The sequence below is a fragment of the Pollutimonas rozaliensis genome (assembly GCF_048751585.1).
Lineage (GTDB): Bacteria > Pseudomonadota > Gammaproteobacteria > Burkholderiales > Burkholderiaceae_B.
The window spans coordinates 288,602-303,670 of the sequence record NZ_JAZHOB010000001.1 but is presented as its reverse complement, the minus strand read 5'-3'; the positions used below and the strand labels follow the sequence as shown (position 1 = coordinate 303,670).

14 protein-coding genes are annotated in these 15,069 nt (G+C 59.2%); 6 read left to right on the top strand and 8 right to left on the bottom strand.

What is annotated here, in order from left to right; translation table 11 throughout:
- Nucleotides 1-50: 50 nt before the first annotated feature.
- The 3 genes from grpE (at nt 51) to dnaJ (ending at nt 3,913) form a co-directional block, all read left to right on the top strand.
- Complete coding sequence (grpE, locus tag V0R37_RS01325) at nt 51-662, top strand: nucleotide exchange factor GrpE (protein ID WP_420372765.1); 612 nt, start codon at nt 51-53, stop codon at nt 660-662.
- A 100-nt stretch (nt 663-762) separates the two neighbouring features.
- On the top strand, nt 763-2,688 hold the full coding sequence (gene dnaK, locus V0R37_RS01320; RefSeq protein WP_420372764.1) for a molecular chaperone DnaK: 1,926 nt from the start codon (nt 763-765) through the stop codon (nt 2,686-2,688).
- Nucleotides 2,689-2,791: 103 nt separating this feature from the next.
- Nucleotides 2,792-3,913 carry a molecular chaperone DnaJ gene (dnaJ, locus tag V0R37_RS01315; protein ID WP_420372763.1) on the top strand — a complete coding sequence of 374 codons (1,122 nt, stop codon included), beginning with the start codon at nt 2,792-2,794 and terminating at the stop codon, nt 3,911-3,913.
- A gap of 317 nt (nt 3,914-4,230) precedes the next feature.
- On the opposite strand, the gene V0R37_RS01310 is transcribed toward dnaJ, so the two are convergent.
- From V0R37_RS01310 to V0R37_RS01295, 4 genes are all read right to left on the bottom strand, one after another.
- Nucleotides 4,231-6,984 (bottom strand): M16 family metallopeptidase, encoded by a 2,754-nt coding sequence (locus V0R37_RS01310; protein WP_420372762.1) that lies wholly within the window; start codon nt 6,982-6,984, stop codon nt 4,231-4,233.
- Nucleotides 6,985-7,067: 83 nt separating this feature from the next.
- Entirely contained in the window at nt 7,068-8,240 is a 1,173-nt protein-coding gene (locus tag V0R37_RS01305; RefSeq protein ID WP_420372761.1) for a vWA domain-containing protein, read from the bottom strand.
- Nucleotides 8,230-8,844 carry a GNAT family N-acetyltransferase gene (locus tag V0R37_RS01300; protein WP_420372760.1) on the bottom strand — a complete coding sequence of 205 codons (615 nt, stop codon included), beginning with the start codon at nt 8,842-8,844 and terminating at the stop codon, nt 8,230-8,232. The genes V0R37_RS01305 and V0R37_RS01300 overlap by 11 nt, the downstream gene beginning before the upstream one ends.
- Before the next feature lie 37 nt (nt 8,845-8,881).
- Nucleotides 8,882-9,754: an AAA family ATPase gene (locus tag V0R37_RS01295; RefSeq protein ID WP_420372759.1), complete on the bottom strand. Its 873-nt coding sequence runs from the start codon at nt 9,752-9,754 to the stop codon at nt 8,882-8,884.
- Between the two features lie 155 nt (nt 9,755-9,909).
- On the opposite strand from V0R37_RS01295, the gene V0R37_RS01290 reads away from it, so the two are divergent.
- Complete coding sequence (locus tag V0R37_RS01290; RefSeq protein ID WP_420372758.1) at nt 9,910-10,263, top strand: c-type cytochrome; 354 nt, start codon at nt 9,910-9,912, stop codon at nt 10,261-10,263.
- A gap of 12 nt (nt 10,264-10,275) precedes the next feature.
- On the top strand, nt 10,276-10,638 hold the full coding sequence (locus V0R37_RS01285) for a c-type cytochrome (RefSeq protein WP_420372757.1): 363 nt from the start codon (nt 10,276-10,278) through the stop codon (nt 10,636-10,638).
- 116 nt (nt 10,639-10,754) lie between these two features.
- On the opposite strand, the gene V0R37_RS01280 is transcribed toward V0R37_RS01285, so the two are convergent.
- A complete protein-coding gene (locus tag V0R37_RS01280; RefSeq protein WP_420372756.1) occupies nt 10,755-11,183 on the bottom strand; it encodes a DUF1841 family protein in 429 nt (142 codons plus the stop codon).
- Nucleotides 11,184-11,377: 194 nt separating this feature from the next.
- Here V0R37_RS01280 and icd point away from each other — a divergent pair, with 194 nt between their 5' ends.
- On the top strand, nt 11,378-12,634 hold the full coding sequence (gene icd, locus V0R37_RS01275) for an NADP-dependent isocitrate dehydrogenase (RefSeq protein WP_420372755.1): 1,257 nt from the start codon (nt 11,378-11,380) through the stop codon (nt 12,632-12,634).
- A 68-nt stretch (nt 12,635-12,702) separates the two neighbouring features.
- Here the strand turns inward: icd and V0R37_RS01270 are convergent, their stop codons facing one another.
- The 3 genes from V0R37_RS01270 to V0R37_RS01260 all read right to left on the bottom strand — a co-directional run bounded on the left by V0R37_RS01270 (nt 12,703) and on the right by V0R37_RS01260 (nt 14,928).
- A complete protein-coding gene (locus V0R37_RS01270) occupies nt 12,703-13,320 on the bottom strand; it encodes an exopolysaccharide biosynthesis protein (RefSeq protein ID WP_420372754.1) in 618 nt (205 codons plus the stop codon).
- 164 nt (nt 13,321-13,484) lie between these two features.
- Nucleotides 13,485-14,105: a peptidoglycan DD-metalloendopeptidase family protein gene (locus tag V0R37_RS01265; protein WP_420373121.1), complete on the bottom strand. Its 621-nt coding sequence runs from the start codon at nt 14,103-14,105 to the stop codon at nt 13,485-13,487.
- A gap of 205 nt (nt 14,106-14,310) precedes the next feature.
- The gene (locus V0R37_RS01260) at nt 14,311-14,928 is read right to left on the bottom strand and encodes a helix-turn-helix domain-containing protein (RefSeq protein WP_420372753.1); all 618 of its coding nucleotides are present in this window, start codon (nt 14,926-14,928) and stop codon (nt 14,311-14,313) included.
- Nucleotides 14,929-15,069: the final 141 nt, after the last annotated feature.

The window sequence follows — 15,069 nt, the reverse complement described above, 5'->3', positions numbered from 1 at the left end:
GGATGCCCCCATTTTCATGGAATTGCATACCGTAGATGTGGAGATTTTTTATGCCGGCACCCAAGGAACCCGTAGATCCCAAGCAGCAGGATTCATCGGTTGATACGTCTGAACACCTCGAGGTGAATGACGCCCAAGGCACACCCGACAATACCGATATTGACGATACACGGGCCAACGAACAATTGGCCGCCGAGGAAGACTGGGCGACCTTGCTGTCCGAGTCGCAAGCCAAGGTTGCGCAGTACCACGAGGAACTGTTGCGGGCCAAGGCCGAGGTTGAAAACATACGCCGCCGCGCCCAGGAAGACGTGGCGAAGGCGCGCAAATTCGGCACCGAGTCGTTTGCCGAAAGCCTGATTCCCGTCAAGGACAGCCTGGAGGCCGCCCTGGCGCTGACCGATCAGACCGCCGAGGCCTGGAAAGAGGGTGTGGAAGCCACCTTGCGCCAGTTGAACTCGGCGTTCGAACGCAATCTGCTCAAGGAAGTGGCGCCGGCCGAGGGCGACAAGTTCGATCCGCATGTGCATCAGGCGATTTCGGCGGTTCCGTCGTCGCTGCCCGAGGGCTCCGTGGTGCAGTTGCTTCAGAAGGGCTACACCATTGCCGACCGGGTATTGCGGCCCGCCCTGGTCATGGTGTCTTCCGGCCAGCCGTCGTAAAAAACCCGCGGCCAGGCTTGAAATCGGGCTTTGGATCCCCATGTGGGATCCATCAGGCAGTTTTTTACAAATTCAAAATTTTTTGCAGGGTTATAAGATTATGGGCAAGATTATCGGCATTGACCTGGGTACGACCAACAGCTGTGTGGCTGTTCTGGACGGCAGCAGCGTCAAGATCATCGAAAACGCCGAAGGCACGCGCACGACGCCTTCCATTGTGGCGTACATGCAAGACGGCGAAATCCTGGTCGGAGCCCCCGCCAAGCGTCAGGCCGTCACCAATCCAAAGAATACGCTTTATGCCGTCAAGCGCCTGATAGGCCGCAAATTCGACGAAAAAGCGGTGCAAAAAGACATCAATCTCATGCCTTACGGCATCGTCAAGGCTGATAACGGCGACGCATGGGTCGAGGCGCAAGGCAAGAAACTGGCGCCTCCCCAAGTCTCGGCCGATGTGCTGCGCAAAATGAAAAAGACGGCTGAAGACTACCTGGGTGAAGAAGTCACCGAGGCGGTCATTACCGTTCCCGCCTATTTCAATGACAGCCAGCGCCAGGCCACGAAGGACGCCGGCCGCATCGCCGGGCTGGACGTCAAGCGCATCATCAACGAACCGACCGCTGCCGCGCTGGCCTTTGGCATGGACAAGACCGAAAAGGGCGATCGTAAAATCGCCGTATACGATCTGGGCGGCGGTACCTTCGACGTTTCCATCATTGAAATCGCAGACGTCGATGGCGAAAAGCAGTTCGAAGTGCTGTCCACCAACGGCGACACTTTCCTGGGCGGCGAAGACTTCGACCAGCGCATCATTGATTACATCATCGGCGAATTCAAGAAGGAAAGCGGCGTCGACCTGTCCAAGGACGTGCTGGCATTGCAGCGCCTGAAGGAATCGGCCGAAAAAGCCAAGATCGAACTGTCTTCGGCGCAGCAAACCGAGATCAACCTGCCGTATATCACGGCGGACGCATCCGGGCCCAAGCACCTGAACTTGAAGATCACCCGCGCCAAGCTCGAAGCCCTGGTCGAGGAGCTTATCGAACGCACCATCGAGCCGTGCCGCATCGCCATCAAGGATGCCGGCGTGAAAGTGTCCGAGATCGACGACGTGATCCTGGTCGGCGGCATGACGCGCATGCCCAAGGTTCAAGAAAAGGTCAAGGAATTCTTCGGCAAGGAACCCCGCAAGGACGTCAATCCCGATGAAGCCGTCGCCGCTGGCGCCGCCATCCAGGGCTCCGTGTTGTCCGGTGATCGCAAGGACGTGCTCCTGCTGGACGTTACACCGTTGTCGCTGGGCATTGAAACCCTGGGCGGCGTGATGACCAAGATGATCCAGAAGAACACCACGATCCCCACCCGGTTCTCGCAGGTGTTTTCCACCGCCGACGACAATCAGCCGGCGGTCACCATCAAGGTGTTCCAGGGCGAGCGCGAAATTGCCGCGGGCAACAAGGGACTGGGCGAGTTCAACCTGGAAGGCATTCCGCCCGCCTCGCGTGGGACGCCCCAGATCGAAGTCACCTTCGACATCGACGCCAACGGCATCTTGCATGTGTCAGCCAAGGACAAGGGTACCGGCAAGGAAAACAAGATCACCATCAAGGCCAATTCCGGCTTGAGCGACGACGAGATCGAACGCATGGTGAAAGATGCCGAGGCCAACGCCGAGGAAGACCACCGTATCGCCGAGCTTGCCCTGACCCGCAACCAGGCCGACGCGCTGTTGCACTCCACGCGCAAGTCGCTGGGCGAGTATGGCGAGAAGCTCGATGCGGCGGATAAGGAAGCCATTGAAACGGCCCTGAAAGAACTCGAAGACACCTTGAAGGACGGCGACAAGGCCGCCATCGAGGCCAAGGTCGAGGCTCTGTCCACCGCTTCGCAGAAGCTGGGTGAAAAGATGTACGCCGACATGCAGGCGCAAGCGGCGGCGGCGCAAGGCGACGCGGCCGATGCGGCCAAGCCTGTCGACGACGATGTGGTCGATGCCGACTTCAAAGAAGTCAAGCGCGATCAATAAGCGCAAGTTGTAGCGGTTTGAGCCCGGTTTCTGGTGTTTTACCGGAAATCGGGCCTTCTTATTCAAGCACAAAGAACAGACGTCCAAGACGCAAGCGACTCAAATGGCAAAACGCGACTATTATGAAATCCTGGGGGTAGCGAAGAACGCCTCTGACGATGAGCTGAAAAAAGCTTATCGCAAGCTGGCAATGAAGTACCACCCCGATCGCAATCCGGATAGCAAGGAAGCGGAAGAGAAATTCAAAGAGGCCAAAGAGGCCTACGAGATGCTGTCTGACGAACAGAAGCGCGGCGCATACGACCGTTTCGGCCACGCCGGAGTCGATCCCAATGCCGGGATGGGCGGCGGCGGAATGGGCGGGGCGGGTTTCGCCGATGCGTTCGGCGATATCTTCGGAGAGATCTTCGGCGGCGGACGTCGCGGCGGCGGCCCGCAGGTGTACCGCGGGGCCGACCTCAAATACACGCTGGACATCAGCCTGGAGCAGGCCGCCAACGGCTTCGATACCGAGATCCGGGTCCCAAGCTGGGAAACCTGCGATGTCTGTCATGGCTCGGGCGCCAAGCCCGGCACCCATCCCAAGACCTGCCACACCTGCGACGGCGCCGGCACAGTGCGCATGCAGCAGGGCTTCTTCAGCGTGCAGCAAACCTGCCCCACCTGCCACGGCACAGGCAAGGAGATCACCGATCCCTGCGTGGCCTGCGACGGCGTCGGGCGCACGCGCAAGAACAAGACGCTGCAGGTCAAGATTCCCGCGGGCATCGACGACGGAATGCGCATACGGTCCAGCGGCAATGGCGAACCTGGCGTCAATGGCGGCCCTCCGGGGGACTTGTACGTCGAGATCCACCTGAAGCCGCATGGCATATTCCAGCGCGACGGCGAAGACCTGCACTGCGAATTGACCATTCCGTTCACGACGGCGGCCCTGGGGGGCGAACTCGAGGTACCCACTTTGGCGGGCCGGGGCGAAATCACGATTCCCGAAGGCACGCAAACCGGCAAGACTTTCCGCTTGCGCGGCAAGGGGATACGGGGTTTGCGGGCCAGCTATCCCGGGGATCTGTACTGCCATATTTCGGTGGAAACGCCGGTGCGCTTGTCGGACGAGCAGAAGAAGATTCTGCGCCAGTTCGAGGCGTCGCTGTTGCAGGGCGGGGAAAAGCATTCGCCCAAAAGCGAGTCCTGGACGGATCGGGTCAAGAACTTTTTCTCGTAGCCGGCTTACCCGTTTGGGTTCTTAAGAAGGGGGCCGTGGCAAGTGCGGCTCCGGCTTCGCGCGCATGGTTCTGGCTGCGCCAGAACTTCCCGGCCCAGCAACTGGAAACGGAGCGTACGCGGAACTCGCCCGAATGGACAGCCCCCGGCTGTCCATAAACGCCGGGCTCAAGCAGCCGCGTACTTGCCTCTCCGTTTTCAGCCGCTGACCCGGCATGCGCGAGGCGCCTGCGCCGCACCTGCCACGGCCCCCTTAAGCCTTATGGGTAGCGGGAAACGCAATCGCTCTGGCCATGCCGGAATAGGATTAAGGGCAGGTTACTTCCCCTGCTTGCTTTCATCCGCCGCAATCGCGGTGCTGAACCCTGCGGGATCCAGTCTCTTCCGCAACGCCTCATTCACCTTGTCGGCCGTCAGCGCCGCCAGTTCCTTGTCTATCTTTTCCGACCAATCGAACGTGCGGTCCAGCTGCAAGTAGTTGATCCAGGCCGATGCCAGCGTGCCGTCCCGGCTGCGGGCCAGTTTGCGGAAGTTCAGCATTGCGGCGGCGCCTTCGCGCACCTCTTCGTCCGTGAACCCGTTCTTTAGAACCCGCTTCAGCTCTTCCTCAATGGCAAGTTCCAGCCGCTGGCTGTTTTGCGGCGCGTGTATCGCATAAATCGTCCAATCGCCCGACGGCTCGTACGACGATGCGTCCATATAGCTGCGCACATCGTAGGACAGGCCGTCCTTGACCCGGACGCGGGTCCAGAGGCGCGACGTCTCGGAACTGCCAAGCAGGTAGTTTGCCAGGTAGAGCGCGGCATAGTCCGGATCGGTATCCTGCATCTTCAGCGGCAGCTTGGCCAGATAGAAGGCGTTGGCCTTGTCCGGCGTATTGATCGCGAATGTCTTGGGAGGAACGTCCCGGTAAGGATCGGCGACTCGCGTATAGGCCGGCGCCTTGCGCCAGTCCTTCAAGCCTTTGGTCAGGGCGGCTTTCACGGCGTCTGAATCGAAGGCGCCGACGGCGGCGAACTCTATGGTTCCGGCTCCGTAGAAACGGGAGTGGAAATCGATCAATTGCTGGCGGGTAAGCGCCGCGATGCCTTGCTGCGCTTCCTCGAACGTGGGCGTATAGCGCACATCGTCGCTGGGCCAGGGGTTGTCGTGCCGGGCCAACGCGCGCGAGGCCAGGGCGCTGGGCTCGGCCATGGCATTGCTGATGGCGGTGCTGGCTTGCTGCTTGTATTCGACCAGCTCCTGTTCGGGGAAGTTGGCTTCACGAACGATATGAAGCACCAGTTCCACCAGTTCAGGCAAATGCTTCTCTGTGGTCGACATATCGGCCATTACGATCCCGGCCCCTCCGTCGAAGCTTACGCTGGCTTCCAGCGCGTCGTAGCGGTCTTCGATTTCCTGGCGGGACATGCCCTTCGTGCCGTGATCCAGCAGCGAGGCTACGGCACTGGATATGTCGCGCTGGCCTTTCAGGCTGTCGGCATCGCCGAACTGGATCAGCAAGTTGGCTTCCACGCGGTCGCCCCGGGTAGGTTTGGACAGCAGTGCCAGCTTGACCTTTCCGTTGGGCAGGTCAAGCGGCGCGCGTTGCGTCGCCGCATTGATGTTTGCGGGGCTGGTGTCGAAAGCCGCTACGGCCGCCGCCGTATCCTTGCCTTTGTAGTCCTTGAACAGGGCGGCCAGATCCACATTCTCCGCCGTGGGAGCCCTTAGCGGTTTTTCGGTGGGAATATACCGGCCATTGGTGCGATTGCTGGGCGTCAGGTAAGCGGCGGTCACGCGTTGCACGTCGGCAAGCTTCATGGCTTCCACCCAGTCGCGCTGCAGGAAGAACAGGCGCCAATCGCCGTCGGCGGCCGTCTCCGACAGGGCGGACGCCAGGCTGGGCGGGTTTGCATATGTCTTGGACCAGTCGGTCAGCCATTTATTGCGTATGCGCTGCAGATCCTGTTCGGTAAAGGGTTCCGATCCGACCGAGGCCAGTGTTTCGTTCAGGGTGGCAAGCGCCTTGGCCTGATCCATGCCGGACTCCAGTTGCGCGCCGAAGAAGGCGTAGCCGGGTTGATGCAGTCCGGCGGCGAAGCCGAATACGCCGGCGCTCAGGCCCTGGCCAACCAGCGCTTTGTATAGACGTCCGGATGGCGTATCCGACAGTATCGAAACGCCGATGTCCAATGCCGTGAAATCGCGGCTGGCAGCGGCCGGTGCGTGATACAGCGCCGCGATCAGGGGGCTGCCGCCTTGACGGCGCAAGGTGACCTGGCGCTCGCCGTCCTGAACGGGCTCCACCGTGTACTCGGGCGGCAAGCTGCGTTCGGGCCGGGGGATTTTCCCGAAAGCCTTGGCGATGGTTTCAAGGGTTGCATCGGGATCGAAACGGCCCGCGACGATCAGTACGGCATTGTCGGGCTGGTAATACTCTTTGTAGAAAGCGCGCAACTGACCGATGTCCACATTTTCAACGTCCGAGCGCGCGCCTATGGTGTTATGGCCGTAGTTATGCCACTGGAAGGCCGCCGCCTGCATTTGCTGCATCAATACCTGGAAGGGGTTGTTTTCGCCGCGCTCCATTTCGTTGCGCACGACCGTCATTTCGGCATCCAGGTCTTCCTTGGCGATCAGCGAATTCACCATGGCGTCGGCCTGCCAGCCCAGATACCAGGACAGCGTTTCCGGATCGGCGGCGAAGCTGGCGTAATAGTTGGTGCGATCGCTGCTGGTCGAACCGTTGGCGGCCAGGCCGCGCTTGGAAAACTCAGCCAAGGCATTGCGCAGAGAGGGCGTGCCGCGAAACAGCATGTGCTCCAGCAAATGGGCCATGCCGGTCTGGCCGTAGTTCTCGTGCCGCGACCCCACCAGATAGGTCATGTTGACGGTGGTCGTAGGTTTGGATGCATCGGGCGCCAGCAGGACGCGCAAGCCATTGGGCAGGGTGTATTCCGTGACCCCCTCGACCGAAGGGCCTTGAGCCATTCCGGCGGGCAAGTCTTTGGCGCCCGCCGAGGTCGCCATGAAAGCAAGAAAAAGAAAAATGCCGAAGCGAATCAGGGCCTGGGGCAGTAAGGTATGCATGCGCGCGTCCATACGGGAATTTCGGTGAATGCCAGTGCTTCTTTTAACATAAGCGGCACACCCCGAATCCGCCGCTCGGGCTTTTATTTGGACAGGTGGCGCATCGCCTGTTCGATGCCGCTGACGGTCACGCCATACATATGGTTGTGCATGATGTCCTGGATGATGGCGATGGATTGCCGATACTGCCAGTATGCGGGCGGTTCCGGATTCAGCCATACGGCTTTGGGCCAATTCTCCAGCAGCCGCTGCAGCCAGGCCGCGCCGGTTTCCTTGTTGTAGTGCTCCACCGATCCGCCGGGCTGCAGGATTTCATAGGGGCTCATGGTGGCGTCGCCCACAATGATCAGCCGCCAGTCGTCGTTGTACTTGCGCAGGATGTCCCAGGTGTCGAATCGTTCGGCGTAGCGGCGGCGATTGTTCCGCCATAGGGATTCGTACGGGCAATTATGGAAGTAGTAGACCTCCAGGTGACGGAATTCGCTGCGCGCCGCTGAAAACAGTTCTTCCACCCGGGCAATGTGATCGTCCATGCTGCCGCCCACGTCCAGCAGCATCAGGACTTTCACGGTGTTGTGCCGCTCGGGCATCATTTGCAGGTCCAGGAAGCCGGCGTTTCGGGCTGTGCTGCTGATCGTGTGATCCAGGTCCAGCTCCAGCTCGGCGCCTTCCCGGGCAAAATGCCGCAGCCGGCGCAATGCCATCTTGAAGTTCCGGGTTCCCAGCTCCTGCTGGTCGTCGTAGTCCTTGAACTCGCGCTTTTCCCAAACCTTGACGGCGGTCCGGTTGCCCGCCGACGGCCCGCCTACCCGTATGCCCTCGGGATGATAGCCGCCATGTCCGAAGGCGGAGGATCCGCCCGTGCCTATCCATTTGCTGCCGCCGGCGTGGCGTTCCTTTTGTTCTTCCAGGCGTTCCTTGAAGAGCTCCATCAGCTTGTCCCAGCCGTGTTTTTCGATGGCGGCCTTTTCTTCGGGGCTAAGGTTTTTCTGGAATTCCTTGATCAGCCAATCCAGCGGGATTTCCTTGTCTTCAGGAAAGGAGAGCTGTAAATTGCGATAGAACTCGCCGAACGCCTGATCGTAGCGGTCGAACAGCGTTTCGTCCTTGACCAGCGTCATTCGGGCAAGGTGGTAGAAGTCATCGATGGTGGGGGCCATCAGGCCGCTTTGCAGGGCTTGCAGCAAGGTCAGGTACTCCTGCACCGATACGGGCAGCCTGCGTGCCCGCAAGTGGTAGAAGAAGTCAATCAGCATGATGGGCTCGCAAGGTGTATTCCAGGTGTTTCTCGACTTCAGGCCATTCGCCTTTGCCAAGGCTGTACATGACTGTGTCGCGCACCGTGCCGTCGCGGCGCAGGGCGTGGTGCCGCAGGATGCCGTCCTTGCGGGCGCCCAGGCGTTCTATGGCGCGCTGCGAGGCGATGTTGAAATTGTCGGTACGCCAACCCACCAGCGCCGCGCCCAGTTCGTTGAATGCGTGACGCAATAGCAATAGCTTGCAGGCGGTATTGACGTGGCTGCGCTGCCAGCTTTCGGCATACCAGGTATAGCCGATTTCCAGGCGGGCCAGGGCGGGCACGATATCGTGATAGCGGGTAGTGCCTATGACCTTGCCGCTGCGGGTCTCGACGACGGCGAAGGGCAGCATGTGGCCCGCCGCAAGGCCTTGCAGGGCTGTCTGGATATAGGCGGCGGCGCCGCCGGGTTCCGGCACGGACGTTACGCGCAGTTCCCATAGCCGGCCATCGGCGGCGGCTTTTTCCAGCGCATCGGCGTGGCCGCCTTGCAGCGGCACCAGACTGACCCCGTGCCCGCCAAGGGTGGCGGGAGAGGGCGGTTGACGGAATCCTTGTGTCATAGTCACGGTCTTTCTTTATGGATATCGGCAGGGCGGATCAGCGGCGCTGGCCCGCGCGGGCCACGGCGGCCAGTCGTTGAAGCAGCGTCAGGTCCTGCTCGTTCTTCAGCAGGGCGCCGGCCATCAGGGGCAAGTCGTTTTCCGTGCTGCCGATGTCCTTGGCCGATACGGCTTCGTTGACCAGCAGGCGCAGCCAGTCCAGGAACTCGGAAGTCGACGGTTTCTTCTTCAGCCCCGGCGCATCGCGCAAGGCGAAGAAAGTATCCAATGCCGCCCGGAGAACCTCCTCTTTGATGCCGGGGTAATGCACGGCCACGATTTCCTGCATGGTCGACCGGTCGGGGAAGCTGATGTAATGGAAAAAGCAGCGCCGCAAGAAGGCGTCAGGCAGATCTTTTTCGTTATTCGACGTAATAATGATCAGCGGACGATGCTTTGCCTGTATGGTCTGGCGGGTTTCGTATACATGGAATTCCATGCGGTCCAGCTCCCGCAGCAGATCGTTCGGAAACTCGATGTCCGCCTTGTCGATCTCGTCGATCAGCACGACAACCGGTTCATCGGCTTCGAACGCCTGCCATAGCACGCCCTTGACGATGTAGTTGCCAATGTCGCGCACCTTTTCGTCGCCCAATTGGGAGTCGCGCAGCCGGGAGACGGCATCGTATTCGTACAGGCCCTGGTGAGCCTTGGTGGTGGACTTGATGTGCCACTGCAGCAAGGGGCGCTTCAATGCGGCGGCGACTTCCTCGGCCAGCATGGTCTTGCCCGTGCCAGGTTCGCCTTTGATAAGCAGCGGCCGCTGCAGGGCAAGCGCCGCGTTTACAGCAAGTTTCAGATCGTCGGTGGCGACATAGCGCTCGGTGCCCGTGAATCGTTCGGAAGAAAAAGCGGGTGCAGCAGGAGTCATCGTATCGTTCCGTAGTTATAGAAGAAGGCCTGTCCGTTATCGCGGCCTTGTGCATTCATTCGTGTATGGCATGTCGCAATTATCGTACAATCATCATTTTTAGCCGGTCTATTGACATAGATCAAATTTTATTCAACGCCAAAACAAGAGCTATTATGAAGTTGCGAACATCCCTGACGCGCACCTTGAATGCGCTAGCCGTTATGGCTTCCTGTGCTATTGCGGGCCAAGCACTTGCGGCTGATGCCGCGCCTGTGGGCGACGCCAAGGCCGCTCTCTCTAAAACCTCTATGTGTATTGGCTGCCACGGCATCCCGGGCTACAAGTCCAGCTACCCCGAGGTCTATCACGTACCGATGATCGCCGGCCAGAACGCCGAGTACATCGTTGCAGCGCTAAAAGAATATGCCAGCGGCGCGCGTACGTTCCCGACCATGGAAGCGATTGCGCAAAGCCTGTCCGAGCAGGATATGGCCGATCTTGCCGCTTACTACTCCAGTCTTAAATAATCGGGGGCCTGAATGAAAAAACTAACACTCGCCTTGGCTGGCTCCGCTTTGTTCGCTCTGGCGTCCGGCGCGTTCGCCGCCGACCTGGCCGCCGGCAAGGCCGCGTTCGAAAAATTCACGTGTGCGTCGTGCCATGGCGCCGACGGCAAGTCCTCGGTCATGCCGGCATACCCCATCCTGGCCGGCCAGCATCAAGACTATCTCGAGCATGCCCTTCGGGCCTACAAGCGCGGCGCCTCCGGTGCTCCCGCCACCGCCAATACGCGCAAGAACGCCATCATGGGCGCCATGGTCGCGCAGCTTTCGCCAGCCGATATCCAAAATATCTCGGCCTGGCTGGCCAGCCTGCCTTCGCCCCTGGCGGTGCGCAAGTAAGCCAGCCGGCATGCGCATGGCGGCACCGGTTTCATGAGCCGGACAGTTGGAAGTCGATTGGGCCGGATTCTGTATCGCACAGAATCCGGCCCTTTTGATGTAAGGCGCGGCCCGGCTTAGTTTCGGGTTGCGTGGCGCCGGATCAGTTCCAGGTATTTGTCGGTATCCAGAGGCGTGCCCAGACGTTGCGCCTCCCACACGACTTCGCCCAGGGCCTCCATGATGATGTGCGCCGCGTCATGGGGCTCGTGGGTGGCCAGCAGATTCTGAAAGGCGGCCTTGATCCCGGGCGGCTGGTCTATGGATAGCTGCTCGTTGATCGCCAAGTGCATGGATAGATGCAGGAAGGGATTGGTTTTTCCCTGTTCGACCGAGAAATCCCGGTTTGCGCTCTCCGGATCCACCATGTCGGCGTGGTATTCCGGATGCATCTCCATCAGGTCGACCGCCATGGTTTCCAGAGGCGTCAGGATGCCGCCCGAGCGGTGCTTGCCCCACGCTTCGGTGAAAAACTGGCGTACTTGTTCCCGCGAGGGGTTGAACATAGAGCTTCCTGTTGTAAAGCGATTGCCGTAAGTGCATCATTTTAGCCGTCCCCGCATTCCGCTTGTGAATGCAGGCAGGGCGCGGTGATATCAGATTTGGCAAATTTAGGATAAACTACTCTTATATAAGACTGAGCGTTTTACTTTTCGTTCTACCGATTTTTTACTCCTTCCGGAGCACAACTGGAGCATCCATGTCCTATCAGCACATCAAAGTCCCGGCAGCGGGCCAAAAAATCACGGTTAACGCCGATTTTTCGCTCAACGTCCCCGACGAGCCCGTAATCCCCTTTATCGAAGGCGATGGCACTGGCGCCGATATCACGCCGGTCATGCTCAAGGTCGTTGACGCTGCGGTGGCCAAGGCTTATGGCGGCAAACGCAAAATCCATTGGATGGAAGTCTATGCCGGTGAAAAATCCACCAAGGTGTATGGCCCCGATGTCTGGCTGCCCGAAGAAACCCTGGCGGCCGTCAAGGACTACGTCGTTTCCATCAAGGGCCCATTGACCACGCCGGTGGGCGGCGGCATCCGTTCCCTGAACGTCGCGCTGCGCCAGCAACTGGACCTGTATGTCTGCCTGCGTCCCATTCAGTACTTCAAGGGCGTTCCTTCGCCTGTGCGCGAGCCGGAAAAAACCAATATGGTGATTTTCCGCGAGAACTCGGAAGACATCTACGCCGGCATCGAATTCGAGGCCGAAAGCGCCAACGCCAAGAAACTCATTGCCTTCCTGCAAAACGAGCTGGGCGTCACCAAGATCCGCTTCCCCGAAACCTCGGGCATCGGCGTCAAGCCGGTTTCGCGCGAAGGTACGCAGCGCCTGGTCCGCAAGGCCATTCAGTACGCCATCGACAACGACAAGCCCTCGGTCACCCTGGTGCACAAGGGCAACATCATGAAGTTCACCGAGGGCGGTTTCCGCGATTGGGGCTACGAACTTGCGCAAAAGGAATTCGGCGCTCAAATGATCGACGGCGGCCCATGGTGCAAATTCAAGAACCCCAAGACGGGTCGTGAAATCACTGTCAAGGACGTTATCGCCGACGCTTTCCTGCAGCAGATCCTGCTGCGCCCGGCCGAATACGACGTCATCGCCACGCTGAACCTGAACGGCGACTACGTGTCCGACGCGCTGGCCGCACAAGTTGGCGGCATCGGCATCGCCCCGGGCGCCAACCTGTCCGACTCCGTTGCCATGTTCGAAGCCACCCACGGCACCGCGCCCAAGTACGCCGGCAAGGACTACGTGAACCCCGGTTCCGAAATCCTGTCCGCCGAAATGATGCTGCGCCACATGGGCTGGACCGAGGCTGCCGACCTCATCATCTCCAGCATGGAAAAATCCATTCTGTCGAAAAAGGTCACCTACGACTTCGCGCGCCTGCTCGAAGGCGCAACGCAGGTTTCGTGCTCCGGCTTTGGCCAGGTCATGATCGAGAACATGTAATCAGTTCTGAACTGATTCATTGAAGTCGCAAAAAAAGCCCCGCTTTCATACGAAAGCGGGGCTTTTTCCTATCCGAATAGCGCTCCTCCGGCCCAAAAGGCCGCATACAAAAGCGTACCGAAATAGACGACGGTCAGTATTGTGCTGAGATAGCCCAGCACGACGAATACGCCGTCGCGCTGAATCATGCCGATCGCCAGTAACAGTATGCCTACCGCCGGCGCGGTGTTCGAGAACGGAATGAGGCCGAAGGGCGCCATCAGCAGAACCCCCCCGAATATCAATACGCAGCCATTGATGACTGTCATGTATTGGGCGGTCATGCTGAGCGCTCGCGGCCGCACCCAGGCATCGATGCGCGAAACGATGCGCACCCCTTTACGCAGTGCGGGAAGCAGCTTTTTTGCATCGAGCTTGCGATCCAGAATCTTTTCCGGCAGCCACGGCATCCGGTTCAGGGTGATCGCCACCGCCAACAGTACGATTGCCGCACCGAAAACAGTGGAAACTCCAGGTATCGAAACGGGAATCAAGAAGGGGAGCGTGGCGAGCGCGCAAAGCAACAGTAGCCCCTGCTCGCCGATTGAGGCCATCAATTCGCGCAAAGATACCGTTTCGCCTTGTATGGCGTCGATGGTACGAGTCAAAGTGGCACTGAGTGAAGCGGTGGTGTCGTTGAACTGCATCAGGTTTGTTTTGCCCGGTCTATCAAGTTGAAAGGGTTGAACCAATAAGCTGAAGCTTCCCGCCCGAGGCAGGAATGCATATGCCAGGACAGGGGCGCCGCCGGCGCATTTACACGTCGAGGGTTCGGGCGGCACATTGCCAAAGTATACCGATAAGTGATGGGCTAAGGCCTCTTGGGCAGATACCGCAATGCATCGACCGCTTTGCCGTCGTAGCGAAGCTCGAAATACAGGTTCACGGCATTGCTGCCCGTGCTTCCCATGGTGGCAATCGTTTGTCCTTGCTTGACCTGCGCGCCTTCTTTTGCCAGCAAGGCCTGGTTGTGGGCATAAACGCTTAAAAAGTCGGCGTCGTGGTTCACGATGAGCATATTGCCATAACCGCGCAAGCCATTGCCCGCGTATATCACCTTGCCTGCCGCCGCCGCCTTGACGGGCGATCCCGCTTCGCCGGCGATATAGACCCCCTGGGTATGGGGAGCGGAGGCTCCCCGGTTCGGTCTTCCTTCCGCGGGCCAGACAAGGTCGATGGATCGCGGGGCGGCGATGGACGGGCTTTTTGTCGAGCCGCGCGGCGCGGGCGCCGCTGCCGGGCCGCCCCTCACATTCAGAATCTGTCCGACCTGGATGCTGTTGCCGTCTTTCAGCTTGTTTGAACGTATGAGGGCATCAACGCTTTGCCCATGTTCGCGTGCAATCTTTGTAAGGGTGTCCCCCCTTGCAACGCGGTATTGGCCTTGTCCGACGGGCTTGCTGGTGCCGCATGCCGCCAACAGCACCGCCATGCCCAGAACGGCCAAGGATCGACCGTAAGGGCGAATTATCGATGCAAAATCAAAAGGTCTTGTGCTGGGACGGCGTCGGGTAAAAAAAATCGGTAAAAACATTATCCGGAAAATAGGTAGATGAGCATTGCGTTCCAACAACATACTACACGACGGTTCCCTCGTAGGTGTCGAGCCGGCGAAGTCTGCGGATTTTTTACCGGCCTTATCGTTCCGAGGCGTTTTTATCGCGTGAGTTTACAGGTGTCACGACCATCAGCAATCGAGCGGTGCCTTGCCCAATGTTCCTTCCCATGTGAGGTTTGCTGCAATTGAAATGCACACAGTCGCCCGCGTTCATCACAAAGGAGTCTTCGCCGATATGGAACTCTATGCTTCCCTCGATCAGGTAGAGGACCTCCTCGCCGTCGTGGGTCAGCAGAGCGGGGCGTTCTTTGCTTCCTGGCGGAAAATTCAATTCGAAGGCGCTCATCTGCTGATCCGGTATGTCACCGGTCGAAAGACGGTAGCTGTAGCCGTGAGCCATTAGCGCCGTCTGGCCTTCGCGCTCCTGCGCCCGGTTCAAAATATAGCCTTTGCCGGTATCGGGTGCTTCTTCGAAGAACTCGTGCAGCGAGATGCCGAGACGCGTGGCAATCATGATGAGGTTCGCGATGGATGTACTGGTTTCACCACGTTCCAGGCGCGAAAGGAAGCTGACGGACAGAGTGGTTTCCTTGCTCAGCTCGCCCAGTGTAATTCCCTGCTTTCGGCGTGCGTGACGCAGCCTTTCGCCCATCTGCCGGGCCACAACTTCTATTCTTGCTTTGATCTTTTGGTTCATTCTTTCCGCTGTGACGATTTGAACAATAAAGCGATCTCCACTTGGTGGAGCAAGTGTACTCGTTGAATGCGCTCATCCAGAAAGACCATTCGAAAATGCTTGCACAACCCATGGCTCTTATTGTAATGTGCACTATATGCA

Coding starts and splice junctions, on each gene's coding strand:
- grpE (WP_420372765.1), top strand. CDS start 51: ATGCCGGCACCCAAGGAACCCGTAGATCCCAAGCAGCAGGATTCATCG.
- dnaK (WP_420372764.1), top strand. CDS start 763: ATGGGCAAGATTATCGGCATTGACCTGGGTACGACCAACAGCTGTGTG.
- dnaJ (WP_420372763.1), top strand. CDS start 2,792: ATGGCAAAACGCGACTATTATGAAATCCTGGGGGTAGCGAAGAACGCC.
- V0R37_RS01310 (WP_420372762.1), bottom strand. CDS start 6,984: ATGCATACCTTACTGCCCCAGGCCCTGATTCGCTTCGGCATTTTTCTT.
- V0R37_RS01305 (WP_420372761.1), bottom strand. CDS start 8,240: ATGCTGATTGACTTCTTCTACCACTTGCGGGCACGCAGGCTGCCCGTA.
- V0R37_RS01300 (WP_420372760.1), bottom strand. CDS start 8,844: ATGACACAAGGATTCCGTCAACCGCCCTCTCCCGCCACCCTTGGCGGG.
- V0R37_RS01295 (WP_420372759.1), bottom strand. CDS start 9,754: ATGACTCCTGCTGCACCCGCTTTTTCTTCCGAACGATTCACGGGCACC.
- V0R37_RS01290 (WP_420372758.1), top strand. CDS start 9,910: ATGAAGTTGCGAACATCCCTGACGCGCACCTTGAATGCGCTAGCCGTT.
- V0R37_RS01285 (WP_420372757.1), top strand. CDS start 10,276: ATGAAAAAACTAACACTCGCCTTGGCTGGCTCCGCTTTGTTCGCTCTG.
- V0R37_RS01280 (WP_420372756.1), bottom strand. CDS start 11,183: ATGTTCAACCCCTCGCGGGAACAAGTACGCCAGTTTTTCACCGAAGCG.
- icd (WP_420372755.1), top strand. CDS start 11,378: ATGTCCTATCAGCACATCAAAGTCCCGGCAGCGGGCCAAAAAATCACG.
- V0R37_RS01270 (WP_420372754.1), bottom strand. CDS start 13,320: ATGCAGTTCAACGACACCACCGCTTCACTCAGTGCCACTTTGACTCGT.
- V0R37_RS01265 (WP_420373121.1), bottom strand. CDS start 14,105: ATGGCGGTGCTGTTGGCGGCATGCGGCACCAGCAAGCCCGTCGGACAA.
- V0R37_RS01260 (WP_420372753.1), bottom strand. CDS start 14,928: ATGAACCAAAAGATCAAAGCAAGAATAGAAGTTGTGGCCCGGCAGATG.